Origin of the sequence: Acidithiobacillus sp. HP-2, assembly GCF_015100155.1 — a bacterium.
GTDB lineage: Bacteria > Pseudomonadota > Gammaproteobacteria > Acidithiobacillales > Acidithiobacillaceae > Acidithiobacillus.
In genome coordinates this window covers 22,045-40,577 of sequence record NZ_JACKZA010000004.1, presented here as the reverse complement: position 1 = coordinate 40,577, position 18,533 = coordinate 22,045, and the positions used below count along the sequence as shown (strand labels likewise).

Below are 18,533 nucleotides of genomic sequence, written 5' to 3'. Positions count from 1 at the left end.
GATCCAGGCGACTGAGTATAACCCAAGGAATATCCGATAAAAGCCCATATCGCGCATGACCGACCATAATCCCCAAGAACCTCGCTGGCACCTTCAGGAGCAGACCATTACCCTGAGCGGTCGCTGGACCCTGCGCCGCCTGGGCGGCAGTTTTGCCCAACAGCAAAAAATGCTGGGCAACATTCACGCCGACCTGCTCTGGGATTTACGCAATCTGGAGGCACTGGATAGTGCTGGTGCGCTGCTGCTCTGGCAGGTCTGGGGGAACCGCTTCCCAGAACACCTCCAGTTAGGTGATGCGCATCAGGCCATATTTTCGCGGCTGGCAGATTTGCAGCCACTCACCCATCCCCCGCGCCATCCCTTTCAGCTTCTGGACGCCCTCGGTGCTTTTCTCATCGAAACCGGCGGTGATCTTTGGGGGATTTTTTTGTTGATGGGTGCGCTACTGCTGGAATTCGGGCGCGGCTTGCGGCATCCCCGCAGCTTTCCCTGGCGGGAAATATCCGCCACCATTGTCAGCACCGGCCCAAGTTCCCTGCCTATTTTGACGCTCATCGGTTTTTTGATCGGTGTGGTGATTTCCTTTCAGTCGGCTTCCACTCTGGCCCAATATGGGGCAAACATTTACATTGTCAATATTGCCGGACTGAGTATTTTGCGGGAGTTTGGACCGTTGATCACAGCAGTCATTCTTTCCGGCCGTTCGGGCTCGGCGTTTACCGCCCAGATCGGGGCCATGCGCGTCACCGAAGAACTCGATGCCCTGCGCACCTTTGGTATCCCCCCCATTCGTCGCCTGGTGTTACCCAAGGTCATCGCCCTGGCTCTTGTGGTTCCATTGCTGGTGTTGTGGACGGACATGGTGGGGATTCTCGGCGCCATGCTGGTCGCCAAGGCTAATCTGGGCATCAGCTACCACTATTTCATTCAGGAAATGCCCGTCGCCGTTCCCAGTTTCAATTTATGGCTGGGTATTATCAAAGGCGCCGTTTTCGGCATACTGATTGCCTGGATTGCCGGTTTTCATGGCCTGAAAGTCAAGCCCAACACCACCAGCCTGAGTCGGGAAACCACCAATTCCGTGGTGTTCTCCATCACCCTGGTGATTCTCATTGACGCCATCCTCGCGCTGGTATTTGCCAATACGGGGATTAGCTGATGGAAAGGCCTGATGCCATCATCATGGATAATATTGGTACCCGCTTCGGAGACTACTGGATTCACCGCAATCTCGACCTAAGAGTCCACTGCGGCGAAATTCTCGCCATTGTCGGGGGCAGTGGTACCGGCAAAACCACCCTGTTGCGGGCCATGATGGGCCTGGTCCCCATTGCCGATGGCAAGCTGACCATACTCGGCAAAAATCCGCAAACCCTGACCCTGCGTGAACAAATTGCCCTGCGCCAGCGCTGGGGCGTACTTTTCCAGCAAGGTGCCCTGTTCAGCGCCCTGACCGTTTTCGAAAACATTGCCTTTCCCCTGCGCGAGTGGGGACACCTGACCCGCACCGAAATCAATGATCTGGTGGCCCTGAAATTACAGATGGTCGGGCTTCAGCCCAAAGATGCGTGGAAGCTGCCTGCCGAGCTTTCGGGTGGCATGATCAAGCGCGTGGCCCTGGCGCGGGCGCTGGCCATGGAAGCGGAAATTCTCTTTCTGGACGAGCCCACCTCGGGACTGGATCCGATTGCCGCCTCGGATTTTGATGCACTGCTGCGGCAGGTACATGCGGATATCGGCTTTACCGTGGTCATGGTCAGTCATGATCTGGACAGTCTCGCGGCCACGGCCAGCCGGGTGGCAGTACTGGCCGACCACAAGGTACTGACCGTGGGTCCCCTCAGTGAAGTGCAGGCCGTGGACCATCCCTATATTCAGGCATTTTTTCATGGGGAACGCGGCGAAAGATTACTCAACAGCCTCCGGGCCACCGGCAAACTGCCTACTCTCCCCAGCGGCGACCAATCTGGTTTGGCACGCCAATCTGATCCAGCACCCGCGCAACCATAAAATCCACCAAATCTTCAATGCGCTGGGGACGATGGTAAAAACCCGGACTGGCGGGCAAAATCCGCACCCCCATGCGCGCCAGACTCAGCATATTTTCCAGATGAATGGTCGAAACCGGACTTTCCCGGGGCACCAGCACCAACTTGCGGCCTTCCTTGAGCATGACGTCTGCCGCACGTTCGGTCAGATTATCGGACAAACCATGGGCAATAGCCGCAAGGGTGCCTCCCGAGCAAGGGCAAATGACCATGGCGCGGGGTGCATTGGAACCCGAAGCGACGGGGGAATACCAGTCATGCGGGGTATAAACAGACAACAGACCAGGCTCGGTCCCAAAATGGGTATTGAGAAACCGGGTGACACCCTCGGGCTTTTCCGGCAAATCCAGCCCCAGCTCTTCCTTGCAGACCACCCGCGCCGCGTCGGAAATCAACAGATAAACCTGAATCCCGGCGGTGAGCAGGACCTCCACCAGACGCATACCGTAAGCGGCCCCCGAAGCGCCCGTCATCGCCACACAAATACGGTCCTGCGGACTCTGTTCTGCCATTATGCTTCTCCTGTTGTGACGGTATTTCTGCGCGCCAGTTCCGCCAACAACCGCCCATGAATGCCCGCAAAAGCCCCGTTACTCATCACCAGAACCTGATCTCCGGCCTGTAATTCGTCAAGAATCTGCTGCAGCAGGTCGTCCATTTCCGGGTACACCTGCGCAGTTCCCGCCAGGGCAGCGCGAACATCCCAACCCATATCGGCGGCGGCGAAAACAAAAGCGCGATCAGCCTCCTGCAGGCTGGCAGCCAAAGTCTGCTGATGTGTCCCCAGCTTCATGGTATTGGAACGCGGCTCCAGTACGGCAATCAAACGACCGGAAGCGCCCATCTGCCCGCGCAAGGCGGCAATGGTCGCCGCAATGGCGGTGGGATGATGGGCAAAATCATCATACACCGACACCCCGGCAGCTGTGCCCCGTAATTCCAGACGCCGACGCACCCCCCGAAAACGGCGCAAGGCGGTTACGCCCACGTCCAGAGGGACCCCGGCATGCCGCGCCGCCAGCAAGGCCGCCAGAGCGTTTTCGGCATTAAATACTCCCGCCATATCCCATTTAACCTGCCCACGCAGCTGCCCCTGCTCCACAATACTGAAGCACCTGCCATCGGGGCTATCCAGTTGTACCTGCCAATCGCCCTCGCCAGAAAAACGCTGCACCGGCGTCCAGCAGCCCTTGTCCAGAACTTGCTGCAAAGCGGGTGCCGCCGCGTTGACGATCAACGCCCCCGTACCGGGCACTGTCCGCAGCAAATGATGGAACTGGGTGATGATGGCCGCGAGATCCGGAAAAATATCGGCATGATCATATTCCAGATTATTCAGTATCAGCGTACGCGGATGATAATGCACGAATTTGGAACGCTTATCGAAAAAGGCCGTATCGTACTCGTCGGCCTCAATCACAAAAAACGGACTGTCAGTAAGCCGCGCCGAAATCCCGAAATTCAGCGCTTCGCCACCAATCAGAAAGCCCGGATTGAGTCCCGCTTCCTGCAAAATCCAGGTCAATATGGAAGTGGTGGTGGTTTTTCCGTGGGTGCCCGCCACTGCCAGTACCCAGCGACTGGCGAGAATCTCCCGCGCCAGCCAGGCAGGGCCGGAATCATAAGGAATCTGCCGATCCAGTACCGCCTCCACACAGGGATTCCCCCGGGACAGGGCATTACCAATAATGACCAGATCAGGCGCGGGATTGAGCTGTGCGGGGTCATACCCTTCATGCACCACAATCCCCTCGCGGGCCAGCAGCTCGCTCATGGGTGGATAGGTGTGGGTATCAGAACCCGTTACCTGATGTCCGGCGGCACGCGCCAACAAGGCCACTCCACCCATGAAAGTCCCGCAAATACCGAGGACGTGAATATGCATGCGGGATTAGTGCATGGTACTGCGGGATGGAGCGCCCAAACGCTGATCAAGCATCTGATTGGCCAGTTCAAAAAGTGCAGAAAATTTTTCCAGCAACTCCTGATAACGGGTCATCAACGCTTCTTCTTCGGCCAGCACCGGATGGTCGTCCAGAGAACGGGCCAACATGTCCCGGGCCATGCCCAAACGCTCCACCACCTCAAAATACGCCCAACCATCGGGAGGCTGGGCACTGGCTGCGGCCATTTCCTGCTGGTAATACCAAACCAGGGCGCCCCGGGTAACAGCCTGGGCAGCGGTGGGTTCTTCCACTTCCGTCAACTGCCACTCATGACTGGTGGGTTCCTGCCAGTCCATATACACATGCCAGCGCTGACCGTTTTCGTCGGACATAAACTCCAGACGCACCCCAACCCCCTGGTCGCCAAGGCGGGCAATCAGGCGTTCTGCCTCTTCCCAATCATCGGCATAATCCGGAATGGGACTGCCGGGGACAGAACCCATGACCAGCAGCTCCACCTGCTCCAGGTAGTTGTGGTCCAGCGGGGCGCTACGGGCGGTTTCAAGCGCGTCATTGCTACTCAAAGAAGGTTCCTTCCACCGGACTGCTGGCGCTGGCGTAGAGTTTACGCGGCATCCGGCCTGCCAAAAACGCCTTGCGCCCGGCATCCACACCCAGACGCATGGCTTCCGCCATCAATATCGGATCCTTGGCGGCGGCAATGGCCGTATTCAGGAGTACCCCATCACAACCCAGTTCCATGGCCACCGCCACATCCGAGGCCGTACCCACCCCTGCATCCACCAGAATCGGCACCGTCGCCTGTTCAAGGATAATGCGCAGATTATAGGGATTGCGAATCCCCAGCCCCGAACCAATGGGCGCCGCCAGCGGCATCACCGCCACACAGCCCATTTCCGCAAAGGCCTTGCAGGCCACCGGATCATCCATGCTGTACACCATCACCTCAAAACCCTCGGCAACCAGGGTTTTGGCCGCTTCATAGGTTTGCAGCATATCTGGATAAAGGGTCTGAGGATCGCCAATGACTTCCAGCTTGACCAGTTTCCAGTCACCCAGTTCACGGGCCAGACGACAGGTGCGCACGGCGTCTTCAGCGGTATAACAGCCCGCCGTATTGGGAAGAATGGTAAATTGATCCGGAGGCAAAGACTCCAGCAAATTGGGGGCGTCCCGATCCTGGCCAAGATTCACCCGACGCAGCGCCACGGTAATGATTTCCGCACCGGCCGCATCTACGGCCGCCCGGGTTTCCGCAAAATCCTTGTACTTGCCCGTACCCACCAACAATCTGGAATGGTACGCACGCCCCGCGATCACCAGGGGATCTTTATGCATGGTCATTATTTCACCTCAAAATAGGGATTGATGCCGCAGCGCCAACCATTAACCGCCGCCTACCGCCTGAATAATTTCCAGACGGTCACCCGCCGCAACCATGACCTCGCCATGGGTGCTGCGCGGCACAATTTCGCCATTGCGCTCCACCGCTACCCGCCGCCCTGCCCAACCCAAATCGGCCAGCAGCGCCAGCACCGTCATTTGCTCCGGCACCTCACGGGGCGCACCATTTACCTGTATCAGCATGCCTGCGATGCTAGAACCTCCCCGCAGGGGCGTCAATCCTGCTGGGCAAAGATGCACCGGTAGATGATGATCTCATGGGAAACCCTCTGACAGTTAGCTGGATCTTGGCTCAGCCCCATGGCATCTATACAAACCGCTCCGCCCGATAAGGCGCCGGATCCGTAAACGGCGTTTCGCCGTCCATCATTTCTGCCAGCAGGCGTCCGGTTGTCGGGCCGAGGGTCAGACCCTGGTGACAGTGGCCAAAGGCGTACCAGAGACCTTTGTAGCCAGGGGCGGGGCCGATAATGGGCAGCATGTCGGGGGTGCAGGGGCGTGAGCCCAGCCAGGCTTCCGGGTCCAGGCGTTCGCCGAGGCTGGGCAGGAGTCGCCGGGCTTGCGCTTCGGCGCGGGTCAGGGGAATGGCGGAACGGGGCGCGTCGCGGTCGGCGAATTCGGCGCCAGTCGTCAGGCGAATACCCCTTTGCATGGGGGCCAGTACATAACCCTGATCAGCGTCCAGTACCGGGTGGCAGAGTGGCGTAGCGGGCTGGCTGTAATGCATGTGGTAGCCCCGTTTCACGAAAAGCGGCGGATGAAAACCCAGTGCGCGGGTAATATCTGGCGACCAGGCTCCCAGGGCAATCACCAGTTCGGCGGCTTCTATGGGGCCGTGTGCACTTTGTAAGCGCCATCCCGCGTGTTCTTTTTGCACTTTTTCAGCATTGCCGGTGCGAAACTCGCCGCCCAGTTGGGTAAAGTAATTCAAATAGGCGCGAGTCAGGGCGTGGGGGTCGGTGACGGCCAGCGGTTGGGTCCAGTGAATACCTCCCGCAAGGCCGGGGTGCAAAGTCGCTTCCATCTGCGCCACTTGTGCCGTATCCAGTGCCTCATAAGTGACCCCAAAGTGCTCAGCCTTGTAGGCGGCTTCCTGCAGGGCATGGTCCAGGGATTCTGCATGGGCATGAACCTGCAACCAGCCACCGGCACGAAACAGGTTTGTCGCTCCGGCCAGACCGGCCAGGGCCAGATGATCATCCAGGCAATGGGTAATCAGGGCCGCATAGTGGCGGGCAATGACCCGATGCCGATCTTCCTGAGAGTTGTACCAGTATTGCATAAAGGGAATAGCCAGACGGGGCAGCATGGTGCCGCGATAATAGGCTTCCGTCGAGCGATTGCGGGCGTAACTCAGCATCTGCGCCAGAGCACGCGGAAAGGGATGCGGCATGACCGCTTCACGCTGGATCAGTCCGGCATTGCCAAATGATGTCCCCTCCCCTGGACCCTGGCGGTCGAGCAGTAGAGTCTGCCGACCACGCAGTTGCAACTGCAGGGCAATGGATACGCCGACTATGCCGGCACCCAGGACGATGACGGCGTGTTGATTGGCCATCAGTACGGCTCCACCCGTCCGCGTGGAGGGCAACGAAGCTTCATAACTTCCACGTTCTCTGCCATGACGGTTCCCTCTGAATGGCTTTTAAAGCGAGATTCTGCCCCAATCACCTGCAAAACAGAAGACCATGCGAAAATAGCCAAGCTCGTTTAGATTTCTTGGCGCTTGCTGCAACTTGACAGAAGGCAGTGGCTCGGCCATGGTTGCGGGAAATTGTGAGGACACCCATGCTGCATTTTCCTGATATCAATACCGTTGGTTTTCCCCTGGGTCCCATTACCATTCACTGGTACGGATTACTTGAAATCATCAGCTTTGTCATTGCGACGGTGTGGCTGATCCGGCGCGGCAAAATGTCGCACTGGAACTGGCGCAAGGAACAGGTTGTCGATCTGGAATTTTATGTGGCAGTCGGGGCCATACTGGGTGGTCGGGTGGGTTACATTATCTGGTATAACCTGCCCTACTACCTTAGTGAACCCATCAAGATGCTGTATATATGGGATGGTGGCATGTCCTTTCATGGCGGACTGCTGGGCGTGGTACTGGCCTGCTGGGCGTTTGCCAAGTCTCATCAAGATCACAGTTTTCTGCCCACCCTCGATTTTATTGCACCGGCAGTACCCATTGGGTTGGGGCTGGGGCGTTTGGCGAATTTCATCAACGATCAATTGTTTGGCCGGGTCAGTCACCTGCCTTGGGCCATGGTTTTTCCTGCCGGTGGACCACAGCCGCGCCAGCCTTCGCAGATTTACGAATTTCTGCTGGAGGGGGTGTTGTTGTTTCTGATTCTGGCCATTTATAGCCGCAAAGCGCGCCCAGCCGGATCAATAGGCGGCATGTTCGTGCTGTTCTACGGGATTTTCCGCTTTGTGGCTGAGTTTGCCCGCCAACCCGATATTCAGTTGGGTTTTGTGTTTGGCCCGTTCACCATGGGGCAGGTCTTGTCCGTACCGATGATTATTCTTGGCCCGGTGCTTATCTGGTGGGCGTATAAGGGAGGCTTTGCCGAATCACCGCCGGCAACAAACTCATCAGCCTTCAGCAAAACCGTCAGCGAACACTGATTTTCGATATTTTCAGGAGCTACTGATCCGTGGCTGATGAACTCAATGCACCGCAATTGGAGGCCGTCCACCATGTTCATGGCCCCCTGCTGGTTCTGGCTGGCGCGGGTTCCGGCAAAACCCGGGTCATCACGCGTAAAATTGTGCACCTGATTCGTGATCAACAGGTGGCCCCCAAACATATTTGCGCGGTGACTTTTACCAACAAGGCCGCCCGCGAAATGAAAAGCCGGGTCAGCCAATCCCTGCAGGGGCATAACAGCCGGGGCCTGATGGTATCCACCTTTCATCGTCTGGGCCTGGATATTTTGCGCAAGGACATTGAACGCCTGGGTTACCGCAACAACTTCAGCGTCATTGATCCGGGAGACAGCCTTAGCATGGTGCGAAACCTGCTGCGCGATGCCAATGGTCCCAGCGATCTGGCAGAGGCCATTCAGGCGCGCATTTCGCGCTTTAAAAATGACGGATTTCTGCCCCAGGAGGCGCAGGGGAAAGATCGGCTGGGGGAAGAATCAGCGGCCATCTACAAACCCTATCAACGTGCCCTGAGTGCCTGTAATGCAGTAGATCTGGATGACCTGATTCTGCTTCCTACCCGTCTGCTGCAGGAAAACGAGGAAGCCCGCACGGCCTGGCAGGATCGTATCCGTTATTTACTGGTGGACGAGTATCAGGACAGTAATGGTGCCCAGTATCGCCTGATCCGCAATTTGCTGGGAGTGCGTCACAATCTGACCGCTGTGGGGGATGATGATCAGAGTATTTATTCCTGGCGGGGGGCTGCAGCCGACAATCTGCATCGTCTGGCGCAGGATTATCCGGCCCTGAAAGTCATCAAGCTGGAGCAGAATTATCGTTCTACCGGCCGTATTCTCCAGTCCGCCAACGCAGTGATTGCGCAAAATCCCCATCTCTTTGAAAAACGCCTGTGGAGCACCCTGGGGGATGGACATCCCATCCGGGTTTTGAACTGCGCCGATGAAAGTGATGAAGCCGAACAGGTGGTCAACGCCATTCTCCGCGACCGTTTTCAGCGCCAGGGAGAGTATCGGGATTATGCGATTCTTTATCGCAGTAACCATCAGTCCCGACCTTTTGAGGCGGCTTTGCGCAATGCCCGCATTCCTTACCAGATTTCCGGTGGGCTGTCGTTTTTTGAGCGCAGCGAAATCAAGGATTTTCTGGCCTATTTGCGTTTACTGAGTAATCCTGATGACGATCCGGCCTTTTTGCGCGCGGTCAACACTCCGCGTCGGGGCATTGGCAGCAGCACCCTCGAAAAACTGGGCGAGTTTGCCAAGGCCCGGAATCTGTCTCTGTTTGCTGCGGTTTGGGAAGATGGGCTGGAACTGCCGGAAAAGGGTCGCAACGCCCTGCGCAGTTTTGCCGGATGGGTCAACCTGAAAGCTGATGAAGTCCAGAAAACGGAGCTGATGCCAGCCCTGCAAAGCCTGCCCGATGACATTGGCTATTTGCCCTATCTGCATAATGAAGGGGATGAAAAAGATGCAGCCCGGCGCTGGGAGAACATTCAGGAACTGTTGGCCTGGATGCAACGACTGCAGGAGCAGGAAGATGGCCCGCAAACACTGGTGGAAATTCTCAACCGGCTGATGCTGTTTAATGTGCTGGAGCGGGAAGAAGACGATGACCGGGATGTGCTGCGCCTTTCGACCCTGCATGCCGCCAAGGGCCTGGAGTTTCCCCAGGTGTTTCTGGTGGGCGCGGAAGAGGAGTTACTGCCGCATCGTAACAGTGAAACCCCGGAACAAATCGCCGAAGAGCGGCGCTTGTTTTATGTGGGAATGACCCGCGCCCGCTTCCGTCTGACCCTCAGCCGCTGCCGCAAACGGCGGCGCTATGGTCAGGACGCCAATCCCAAGGCCTCCCGCTTTTTGCAGGAAATTCCCAAGGAACACCTGGACTGGCAGGGTGCAGACAGCGAGGAAGAGACCATGGACCCCGCCGTGGCTTTTGCCCGCCTGCGCGAAATGCTTGGTAAAAACTGATCTCATTCTGCATCTGTCAGCAGTTGTTCGCGGATGCTTTACAGCAACTATGACCGTATCGCAGGAACAAAAAGCATCCAGGACACCCACCGGATGACGCTTACGCAAAAGGGGCCATCCACAAATGGACAGCCCCTTTCAGTGACAACAGCGCGCTGCAATCAGTGTGCGGAGACGCTAGCCATCGCCTTGACGCGTGCAGAAAGACGGCTCTTGGTACGTGCAGCAGCGTTAGGATGAACGATACCCTTACCGGCAGTCTTGTCGATGACCGATTCTGCGGCATGCAGGGCCACGCGGGCTTCTTCCTGATTACCAGCGTGGACGGCCTTGAGCACCTTCTTCACGTAGGTACGCAGGCGTGAACGCATGCTGGCATTGCGCAAGCGGTGGTTTTCGTTTTGTAACACGCGCTTGCGCGCCTGAGCTGTATTCGCCAAGTTTTACTCTCCGTGTCTTTGCGTAGCTGATTACTGCTGAAATTTGAAGCTGCGGATTTTGACCCTTTCCTGCAGCATTGTCAACGGATTATCTGCAGATGCCGGGGTTGCACGCAGACTTTGAGGAAGTTTCCCACGGTGATCTGTGCGGCTTCGGCCTGGTGGCGGGGCAACAGCATTTCCAGGGAGGTAGGCCCTTCCAGATAAAGGCGCATGCTCAGACCTTCTTTTCGGCAAGCCTTGACCTGCACCGACAGATGATTGGGACAAAAATGCGCTGCCCCCGCATCTTGCAGGTAGATATCCTCAGCGCGCAAAGCCAGTTGTACTGAAGTCCCCACCGACAGACCAGCCTGCCAATCGGCCTGCAACTGCCAATCGGGACCTGCTACCTGCAGATGTGATTCATCATCCGAGTCAACCACCCGACCTGATAGAAAATTACGGAAACCCAGTAATCGGGCTGAAGCGACATGACGCGGCCGCGCAAACACTTCGGCGGGGGTGTCTTCCTGGACAATACGGCCATCGCGCAAAATAGCCATATGGTCCGCCAGCATCGCCAGATGAGGGTCATGACTGACCGCCAGTACAGGAATCCCGAATTCGTGAACCTCCCGTACCAATTCATCCAGTACCTCGTCCCTGGTCGCCATATCCAGCGCTGAAGTGGGCTCATCCAGCAGTAATAATTGAGGTTTTCGTGCCAGCGCCCGCGCCAGGGCCACCCGCTGTTTCTGGCCTCCGGAAAGTTCAGACGGAAACCGATTCGCCAAATCTTCAAGACCAACCCGTTGGAGCAAGACCAAAGCATCCGTACGGCGATGTGCAGAGCGCGGCAAGGGAAATGCGACATTTTCCCAGGCCCGCAGGTGTGGGAAAAGCGCATATCCTTGGGGCAAATAAGCAATGGGACGTTGCTCTACCATCAGATCTCCGTAAGGACTGACCCGGGCCGGGAGCAAACCGGCAATGGCCTTCAGCAGCGACGATTTACCCACACCGGAAACCCCCAGCAGGACGGTGAAACCTCTTACTTGAAGGCTAATATCCAGGGCAAGAGGCTGCTGCATCCGACAACGAATGTGCAGGGCGGGAGCAGATTGCTTCAAAACATGGCCTGCGTCTGCCGCCGGGCGCGCAAACCAATCCAGAGCGGCAAGGGAACAGCCACCAGAAAAAATATCCACAGCAAGGGGTAAACTGCACTGAGACCGATATCCTGCAAATTGACCCACAATTTGACCGGAATTCCCTCAGGGAAATACGCCACAATCAACACAATGCCAAACTCACCCATGGCCCGTACCCAGGCCAGGGCCACCCCGGCTGACAAACCAATGCGCGCCAACGGTAAGGTGACCCGCCAAAAAGTCTGAAATCGGTTGCGCCCCAATGTCCGGCTGATTTGCTCCAGTTCGCGGGGAACGCCTTCAAACGCTGCCCGCGCTGCGATGATGTAATAAGGCATGGCACCATAAATCTGGGCGAGGATAAACGCCGGAGCCGTATTGGTGAGGTAGATGCCCGCGTGGCTGAACAGGCTACCTACCGGTGAATAGGGACCATAAAAACTGCTCAGCAAGATACCCAAGGCCAGAGGCGGCGTCAGCAGGGGCAACATCAGCAGGGCATCAAAAAACCACTTACCACGTCCCTGCCCGCGCGCCAGCCACCAGGCCAGAGGGGTTCCGGCCAGCACGGAAATGATTAGCGCCAGCATACTGTAAAGTAAGGATGTCCGGATTGCCCCGAGATCCCCTTCGGCAAAATGAAAATCATGCCAGTCAGTCGCAAATATCAACGCCGCAAAGGGTGCCAGCAAAAAGACAAATATCAGGCCCGCCAAAGCAGGCCCCATCCAGCGAAAACGGTCAAAACCCGCTGTCACCCGATAGACCGGAAAGCCTGGGTCATGATCCGCGCTTCGCAATACCCCTCCCCATAAAAGTCGTGCCGGGTAAATCCTAACGTTATTCCCAAGCAAATATATCCAATGGGTTTATAGCGCTACCGCACCAACTGGTCAAGCTTGCAGCAACAGCCCAGCGCCGCAACTGCCTATAGTTCAAGCACCAGGCCCAGGTAGAATAGTACATACATTATTCCGGCTTTTTTATGCTATGCTTATGGAGTAAATAGAGTTAGCTATCCATTAAAGAGTCAGATGAAATGCACTGGACCATTCTCCTCAAATCCGACCCCGAAGCAAAGGGTAATCCTGTTCTGCACGGCCTGCGCATGGCAGCTTCGGCTTTGGCGGATGGTGTTGAGGTCAGCATTTTTCTTGCTCAGGAAGCCTGCCCCCTGGCTTTTCTGGATGAGCAAATCGGGGCAAAACAGTTGGTTCATCAGGATCTTATTCATGAACTCCAGGAACTGGGTGAGCGAATATATGTGGTCGGCCTGGAATGGCTGCATCAGTCTGAAAAATCCCTGCTCATCTCCAGCATTGAGGCGGCCAGCATGAAAACCCTGGTCCGCCAGATGAAAATCTCCGATCAGGTCATCACCCTTTAATACCATGGGTGCTACTTACGCATTGGGAGATGTGCAGGGTTGTTGTGCCCCCTTCAACGCGTTATTGCAAAAAATCGGCTTTGATGCGCAGCATGACCGCCTCTGGTTGGCGGGTGATTTGCTGAATCGTGGTCCCGATAGTCGTCCATTACTGAAAAAGCTTTTCAACTGGCAGGACCGCCTCCAGATTGTGCTGGGCAATCATGATTTATATGCGCTTTCGCGCTGGGCAGGTATTGTTCCCGCCAAAAAAAGTGACACCCTTGCGACACTCCTCGCTGACAAAAATGCCGGTGACTGGCTGGACTGGTTACGGCAGCAGCCTCTGCTTCATCATGACGAAGAGCTGGGCTGGACCATGGTCCATGCTGCCATTCATCCTGACTGGGATATTTCCAGCGCTACAGTGCATGCCTTGAAGGTGCAGGAAGCACTATGCGGCCCGCACTGGAAACGCTTTTTGAAATCATTGTGGGCTGCACCCGCTCCGGATCGCTGGGAAGATTGCCGCAACGAAGAAGACGCCCAGCGTTTTCGGGTGGCGGTATTTACCCGCGCCCGTTATGTCACCGCAGATGGTCGTTTCAACTGGCCCAGCACCCCACCGAAAGACCTTGCGCATATGTATGCGCCATGGCATCAATGGTTTTTTGAGCGGCAGAGCAGTGGTGCTATTATCTGCGGACATTGGGCAACCCAGGGTCTGCTGGTGCATGAACGCTTGCTGGCCCTGGACAGCGGCTGCGTCTGGGGTCGCCAGTTGAGCGCAGCGCGCATTGATCTCGCCGAGCCACTGATTCAGCAGATCAATTGCCCCGCCTATGCCCAACCCGGCAGCTAAGGAATAACATCAGCTCACCAGATATGCCCACCATCACGCCCTCTCTCGAAATCCTCCGCCATACTTTCGGCTATGAACAGTTTCGAGCCCCTCAGGAGGAGGTCATCGCCACACTCATGAGCGGCCAGGACGCACTGGTGCTGATGCCTACCGGGGGCGGCAAGTCCTTGTGTTACCAGATTCCCGCCATCGCCCGTCCGGGTGCTGGTGTGGTCGTATCACCACTCATCGCGCTGATGGAAGATCAGGTGAATGCCTTGCGGCAGGCGGGGGTTGCAGCGGCGGCTCTTAATTCCAGCATTCAGCCCCGGGAAATCCGCGAAACCGAAGAAGCCCTGCGCAGCGGCCAACTGGATTTACTATACATTGCCCCCGAGCGTCTGCTGCAGGATCGTACCCTGCGCCTGCTGCAACAATGTCAGGTCAATCTTTTCGCGATTGATGAGGCCCATTGCGTATCCCAGTGGGGACATGATTTTCGTCCGGAATATTTGCAACTGAAGGTTCTTCACGAACGCTTCCCAGCCATACCGCGCATTGCCCTGACGGCTACAGCAGACCCCAAAACCCGCCTGGAAATCATCGAACGGCTGGGACTGCAACGCGCGCGGATTTTTACCCGGTCTTTTGATCGTCCCAATATCCTCTACCACATCCACAGCAGCAGCCAGGGTGCTCGCAACGCCCTGCTGCGTTTTATTCGCGACCGCCATGATGGTGAAGCGGGCATTGTTTATTGCCTTTCCCGTAAACGCGTCGAAGAAATTGCCGCATGGCTTCAGGCAGAAGGGTTGGACGCCCTGCCCTATCATGCCGGCCTTTCCGCAGATGAACGGCGCCGCCATCAACTGCGTTTTCAACGCGATGAGGGTGTCATTATCGTAGCAACCATTGCTTTTGGTATGGGTATCGACAAGCCCAATGTGCGTTTTGTGGCCCATCTCAATTTGCCCAAAAGTATCGAAGCCTATTATCAGGAAACCGGTCGGGCGGGGCGTGACGGTTTGCCAGCTGAAGCCTGGATGCATTATGGCCTGCAGGATGTGGTGCAACTGCGGCAGATGATCCAGCAATCTGAAGCCGACCAGCAACGCAAGCAAATGGAAGGCCAAAAACTGGATGCCATGCTCGCCCTTTGCGAAACCGTTACCTGTCGCCGCCAGACTTTGCTCAGTTATTTTGGCGAAACCCTCGCCCAGCCCTGCGGAAATTGTGACAACTGCCTGACCCCTCCGGCCACCTGGGATGCCACCGTCGCTGCACAAAAAGCCCTCTCTGCGGTACACCGCACGGGCCAGCGTTTTGGCGTTCAGTATCTGGTCGATGTCTTGCTTGCCCGCGATGATCCCCGTATTCAGCAATGGGGCCATCATCAACTCCGGGTCTATGGCATTGGCAAGGAATTATCTGCCAACGCCTGGCGCGCCTTGTTCCGCCATCTGTTACTCCGGGGCCTGGTTGAAGTAGATAGCGAAGGACATGGTGGCTTGCGTCTGAGTCCGCTGAGTCGTCCCATTTTGCGCGGCGAACAAACCCTCACCCTGCGCCAGCACGAAAATACCCAGTCCCGAAAAAAAGAGAAGGTCCAGGAAATTCCCGCCAGTGACAAAGCACTATGGGAAGATTTACGTCAGCATCGCCGCGCCCTGGCACAAACCCAGGGAGTACCTCCCTACGTGATTTTTCATGATGCGACGCTGATGGAAATGCTGCGCCTGCGCCCCCGAACCCTGGCCAGTCTCGCCACGGTGCCCGGCGTTGGTGAACGCAAACTCGCCGCCTATGGGGAATCGTTTCTGGCCATTTTACTGAATCACGCAGGCCAGTCCTGATGGATCAAAACTTGCCCTGCAGCAGGTCAGGTCGCATCATAGGACCGAACTTGAGGAAACCCGAATGAACGAAAAAAGCTTTGCCGTCGCCGTTGAAAACACTCTGACAGAATTGCTGACCCGCATTGAGGAACGCACTGCGGATGTGGAATGTGATCTGGTGGACAGCGTGCTCACCCTGCTCCTGCCCGATGGCAGCCAGATTATCATCAATCGTCAGGAGGCCGTTCAGCAAATCTGGCTGGCCTGCAGTGATGGTCCCGCCCGCTTTTCGGCCAAAGATGATCAATGGCTGGACAGCCAGACGGGCGAAAGCCTGACGACCGCCCTGGGCCGGCTACTCAGCCATCGTTTACATGACCACATCGATCTGGACTGAAATGATGGCCTACTGGTTAATGAAAACTGAACCTGAAGCCTTTTCTCTGGATGATCTCAAGGCGCGCGGCCAGGAACCCTGGGACGGTATCCGCAATTATCAGGCACGGAATTTTCTGCGCGGCATGCAGCCGGGGGATGGCATTTTTATTTATCATTCCCGGGTCGCGGTACCGGGTATTGTCGGGATGGCCGAAGTCGTCAGCAGCGCCCGTCCAGACCCCACCCAGTTTGATCCGCACAGTCATTATTACGATTCGGGCTCCAGCCTTGATAAACCCCGCTGGGATCTGGTGGACGTTGCCTATCGGCGTAGTTTTACGCAATGCATTTCCCTGGACAGCCTGCGCAACATGCCGGAATTTGCGGATAGCCCCCTGGTACGCAAAGGCAACCGCCTGTCCATTCTGCCCATCACCCAAAGTCAATGGCAGCATGTGCTGAGCCTTGTTGACGATGGTCGCCAATGAGTGATTCTGCCCACGAAATCCACCTTTATCACCGTTGGTCATCGACTGCCGGGCAGATGCTGCGAATGGTGTTGAGCGCCAAAAATTTACACTGGCAAGATCATCCCTGTGCCCTGCGTGACCAGGAAACCGCTTTTGATCTGGACTATGCGGACTTGCCGGTACTGGTCCATGCCAATGGCAATAAACAGCAAGCGACGCTGCCCGAATTGGCGGAACTGGATCGGCTCTATCCCGAAACTCTGCCTATGCAGCAGAGCATTGCCGAGCCGGAATGGGCGGCTTTTTGTCAATGGCGCAACAGCCTGACGCCGCTGCTGGAAAGACTGATCGCTCCGGTTTTGCCTGCTTATGATGAAATCAGCCATGATGAAGAAGACATGAATTTTTATCGGAACGAATGTGAACGCCGTTTCCAGCAGTCTGTCGAGGCGTTGGCCAATGATCGCTACGGCGCGTATCAGCAACTTGAGAGTCGGGGACGATTACGCGAATTGGGCAAAATCCTGGCTCGGCAGCGCTTTTACACGGGTGATTTGTCACTGGTGGATATTATCCTGACGGCCGACCTGCATTTACTCCGATTACTGGATGGCGTGACCATTCCTTTGGATCTGCAATATTATTTTCAACGTGTCGCTGATGCCTGTAATATCTCGCTGAATGACGGCATGACCCAGTCCCTTTGACTTTACTGGAGTAAGTAATGACTTATCAAGAGTTGGTGGAATTTTTGAATCAGCACCTGGGATATCCGCTTCTCGGTGGTTTGAGTCCCGCAGAGGCCCTACAGGCTGCCCAAAACAACACGTTGGAAGACCCCCTGACGGCGGAAGTGCTTATCGCCATTTACCAGGGAAACCAATGTCAGGCCTTGATTGATCCGGTAGACCGTGCCCACAGTTTTGACGGACTGGCTCGCCTTCGGCTGCGCGCCCAGGCCGACGATGCCGACCCTTTCATTTTTCGCAAGGTGCTCAAGTTGTCCCAGGAACTGGATAACGCCTTTGATCAGGAACTCATCCGGCAAAGACAGTAAAGTCCCGGGCAGAAATTTTGCCCTTCCAGAGCCGCTGTCTAGTCGTATTTTTTCGGCCGCCAGAATATCCAGATAATTCACCCAGTATTGGGGGCGGATCTGCTTGTTACGTTTTGCTACATACAGGGCTTCATCCGCATGGCGCAGCAAACCGTCCGGAGTGGCTGAATCATCAGGATACAAGGCCAGTCTGGCACTGCAGCCTACCGATACCTTAATTTCAGCCTCTAGCATGAAAGGCGTGACTACGGCTTTGTAAATATTATCCAAGACCGGCAGCAGATCATCCGTCTTATGCAGACCCTCCAGTAAAATATCAAATTCGTCTCCCCAAGGCGTACCAGAAAATCTGTATTGCGTATGGCATCCTGCAAAGCACCAGCCACCCTGACCAGAAGCCGATCGCCAGCTTCATGCCCATAGGTATCATTGACGGGTTTAAAATCATCCAGATCAATAAGTAACACAGCCAACGAAGTTCTATTGCGCTGAGCGCTCAAGATGGCATGGAAAAAGTAAGTTTCCAACCCACGACGATTTATTTATCCAGTTAATGGATCATGACTTGCAAGCCAGCTTTGCCGAATTTGTTCATCCGCAAGCTTTTGCTTCAGATCAATCTCATCTAAACCACGACCTAATAATGAAGCGACTCGCTGCAGAAGTCCTGCAACATCCTCACTCAAATATTCGGTCAACTGGCCTCTGACCACGAGAACACTCCACAATTTGGCACTGCGAAGAACTGGCAAGAGCGCAACAGGGATGTCGGTATTTGACGTGGCTTCTTTCCGTGGTGTTAGAGAGGGAAACAACGTCTTACCAGTTTCCCAAACACAACTTATTGTTAAAACAGTCCGGATCATTGCTGCTTATGAACAAAATTGCCTGCAAGCCAGTATCACCCCATAAAGGCCAGGCTCCAATAACCGAAGTTTTATTCATAGTCGGCTCGGAATCTCGCCAAGTTTCCAGACACGCATCCGCTCTTACTTCATCAAAAAAAAAGCG

Annotated in this window: 21 protein-coding genes and 1 pseudogene; 11 read left to right on the top strand and 11 right to left on the bottom strand. The window is 55.9% G+C overall.

What is annotated here, in order from left to right:
* Positions 1 to 55: 55 nt before the first annotated feature.
* On the top strand, positions 56 to 1,162 hold the full coding sequence (locus tag H7F11_RS04000) for an ABC transporter permease (RefSeq protein ID WP_193649914.1): 1,107 nt from the start codon (positions 56 to 58) through the stop codon (positions 1,160 to 1,162).
* Positions 1,162 to 2,013, top strand: a complete 852-nt coding sequence (locus H7F11_RS03995; protein ID WP_193649913.1) for an ABC transporter ATP-binding protein — start codon at positions 1,162 to 1,164, stop codon at positions 2,011 to 2,013. Before H7F11_RS04000 ends, H7F11_RS03995 begins: the two co-directional genes overlap by 1 nt.
* Here H7F11_RS03995 and H7F11_RS03990 read toward each other — a convergent pair.
* The 6 genes from H7F11_RS03990 to H7F11_RS03965 all read right to left on the bottom strand — a co-directional run bounded on the left by H7F11_RS03990 (position 1,946) and on the right by H7F11_RS03965 (position 6,920).
* Positions 1,946 to 2,563: a flavin prenyltransferase UbiX gene (locus H7F11_RS03990; RefSeq protein WP_193649912.1), complete on the bottom strand. Its 618-nt coding sequence runs from the start codon at positions 2,561 to 2,563 to the stop codon at positions 1,946 to 1,948. The two genes, H7F11_RS03995 and H7F11_RS03990, sit on opposite strands and share 68 nt — an antisense overlap.
* The gene (gene mpl / locus H7F11_RS03985) at positions 2,563 to 3,936 is read right to left on the bottom strand and encodes a UDP-N-acetylmuramate:L-alanyl-gamma-D-glutamyl-meso-diaminopimelate ligase (RefSeq protein ID WP_193649911.1); all 1,374 of its coding nucleotides are present in this window, start codon (positions 3,934 to 3,936) and stop codon (positions 2,563 to 2,565) included. Before mpl ends, H7F11_RS03990 begins: the two co-directional genes overlap by 1 nt.
* A gap of 6 nt (positions 3,937 to 3,942) precedes the next feature.
* A complete protein-coding gene (locus tag H7F11_RS03980; protein WP_193649910.1) occupies positions 3,943 to 4,521 on the bottom strand; it encodes a hypothetical protein in 579 nt (192 codons plus the stop codon).
* Positions 4,514 to 5,296, bottom strand: coding sequence for a thiazole synthase (locus H7F11_RS03975; RefSeq protein ID WP_193650032.1), 783 nt, complete (start codon positions 5,294 to 5,296; stop codon positions 4,514 to 4,516). The genes H7F11_RS03980 and H7F11_RS03975 overlap by 8 nt, the downstream gene beginning before the upstream one ends.
* Positions 5,297 to 5,344: 48 nt before the next feature.
* Positions 5,345 to 5,545: a sulfur carrier protein ThiS gene (thiS, locus tag H7F11_RS03970; protein ID WP_193649909.1), complete on the bottom strand. Its 201-nt coding sequence runs from the start codon at positions 5,543 to 5,545 to the stop codon at positions 5,345 to 5,347.
* Between the two features lie 124 nt (positions 5,546 to 5,669).
* Positions 5,670 to 6,920, bottom strand: a complete 1,251-nt coding sequence (locus H7F11_RS03965; protein WP_193649908.1) for an NAD(P)/FAD-dependent oxidoreductase — start codon at positions 6,918 to 6,920, stop codon at positions 5,670 to 5,672.
* Positions 6,921 to 7,150: 230 nt separating this feature from the next.
* Here H7F11_RS03965 and lgt point away from each other — a divergent pair, with 230 nt between their 5' ends.
* Positions 7,151 to 7,990, top strand: coding sequence for a prolipoprotein diacylglyceryl transferase (gene lgt / locus H7F11_RS03960; protein WP_193649907.1), 840 nt, complete (start codon positions 7,151 to 7,153; stop codon positions 7,988 to 7,990).
* A 29-nt stretch (positions 7,991 to 8,019) separates the two neighbouring features.
* Positions 8,020 to 10,002, top strand: a complete 1,983-nt coding sequence (locus tag H7F11_RS17080; RefSeq protein ID WP_193649906.1) for a UvrD-helicase domain-containing protein — start codon at positions 8,020 to 8,022, stop codon at positions 10,000 to 10,002.
* 161 nt (positions 10,003 to 10,163) lie between these two features.
* Here H7F11_RS17080 and rpsT read toward each other — a convergent pair whose 3' ends face one another.
* The 3 genes from rpsT to H7F11_RS03940 form a co-directional block, all read right to left on the bottom strand.
* Positions 10,164 to 10,442 (bottom strand): 30S ribosomal protein S20, encoded by a 279-nt coding sequence (rpsT, locus tag H7F11_RS03950; protein WP_193649905.1) that lies wholly within the window; start codon positions 10,440 to 10,442, stop codon positions 10,164 to 10,166.
* Between the two features lie 80 nt (positions 10,443 to 10,522).
* Complete coding sequence (locus H7F11_RS03945; protein ID WP_227485233.1) at positions 10,523 to 11,554, bottom strand: ABC transporter ATP-binding protein; 1,032 nt, start codon at positions 11,552 to 11,554, stop codon at positions 10,523 to 10,525.
* Positions 11,551 to 12,375: an ABC transporter permease gene (locus tag H7F11_RS03940; protein WP_227485232.1), complete on the bottom strand. Its 825-nt coding sequence runs from the start codon at positions 12,373 to 12,375 to the stop codon at positions 11,551 to 11,553. The genes H7F11_RS03945 and H7F11_RS03940 overlap by 4 nt, the downstream gene beginning before the upstream one ends.
* Before the next feature lie 239 nt (positions 12,376 to 12,614).
* Here H7F11_RS03940 and H7F11_RS03935 point away from each other — a divergent pair, with 239 nt between their 5' ends.
* From H7F11_RS03935 to H7F11_RS03905, 7 genes are all read left to right on the top strand, one after another.
* The gene (locus tag H7F11_RS03935; protein ID WP_193649904.1) at positions 12,615 to 12,962 is read left to right on the top strand and encodes a DsrE family protein; all 348 of its coding nucleotides are present in this window, start codon (positions 12,615 to 12,617) and stop codon (positions 12,960 to 12,962) included.
* A gap of 4 nt (positions 12,963 to 12,966) precedes the next feature.
* Entirely contained in the window at positions 12,967 to 13,803 is an 837-nt protein-coding gene (locus H7F11_RS03930; RefSeq protein WP_193649903.1) for a symmetrical bis(5'-nucleosyl)-tetraphosphatase, read from the top strand.
* A 23-nt stretch (positions 13,804 to 13,826) separates the two neighbouring features.
* Entirely contained in the window at positions 13,827 to 15,635 is a 1,809-nt protein-coding gene (gene recQ, locus H7F11_RS03925; protein ID WP_193649902.1) for a DNA helicase RecQ, read from the top strand.
* Positions 15,636 to 15,699: 64 nt separating this feature from the next.
* Positions 15,700 to 16,014 carry an iron donor protein CyaY gene (gene cyaY, locus H7F11_RS03920; protein ID WP_193649901.1) on the top strand — a complete coding sequence of 105 codons (315 nt, stop codon included), beginning with the start codon at positions 15,700 to 15,702 and terminating at the stop codon, positions 16,012 to 16,014.
* A 19-nt stretch (positions 16,015 to 16,033) separates the two neighbouring features.
* Positions 16,034 to 16,483, top strand: a complete 450-nt coding sequence (locus tag H7F11_RS03915) for an EVE domain-containing protein (protein ID WP_264674703.1) — start codon at positions 16,034 to 16,036, stop codon at positions 16,481 to 16,483.
* Entirely contained in the window at positions 16,480 to 17,172 is a 693-nt protein-coding gene (locus H7F11_RS03910; protein WP_193649900.1) for a glutathione S-transferase family protein, read from the top strand. Before H7F11_RS03915 ends, H7F11_RS03910 begins: the two co-directional genes overlap by 4 nt.
* A 17-nt stretch (positions 17,173 to 17,189) precedes the next feature.
* Positions 17,190 to 17,522 (top strand): hypothetical protein, encoded by a 333-nt coding sequence (locus H7F11_RS03905; protein WP_193649899.1) that lies wholly within the window; start codon positions 17,190 to 17,192, stop codon positions 17,520 to 17,522.
* A gap of 111 nt (positions 17,523 to 17,633) precedes the next feature.
* On the opposite strand, the pseudogene H7F11_RS17190 reads toward H7F11_RS03905, so the two are convergent.
* Positions 17,634 to 18,049: pseudogene (locus H7F11_RS17190) on the bottom strand (diguanylate cyclase domain-containing protein); the annotation flags it as partial.
* 15 nt (positions 18,050 to 18,064) lie between these two features.
* A complete protein-coding gene (locus tag H7F11_RS16640) occupies positions 18,065 to 18,235 on the bottom strand; it encodes a hypothetical protein (protein WP_193649897.1) in 171 nt (56 codons plus the stop codon).
* Positions 18,236 to 18,533 lie beyond the last annotated feature (298 nt).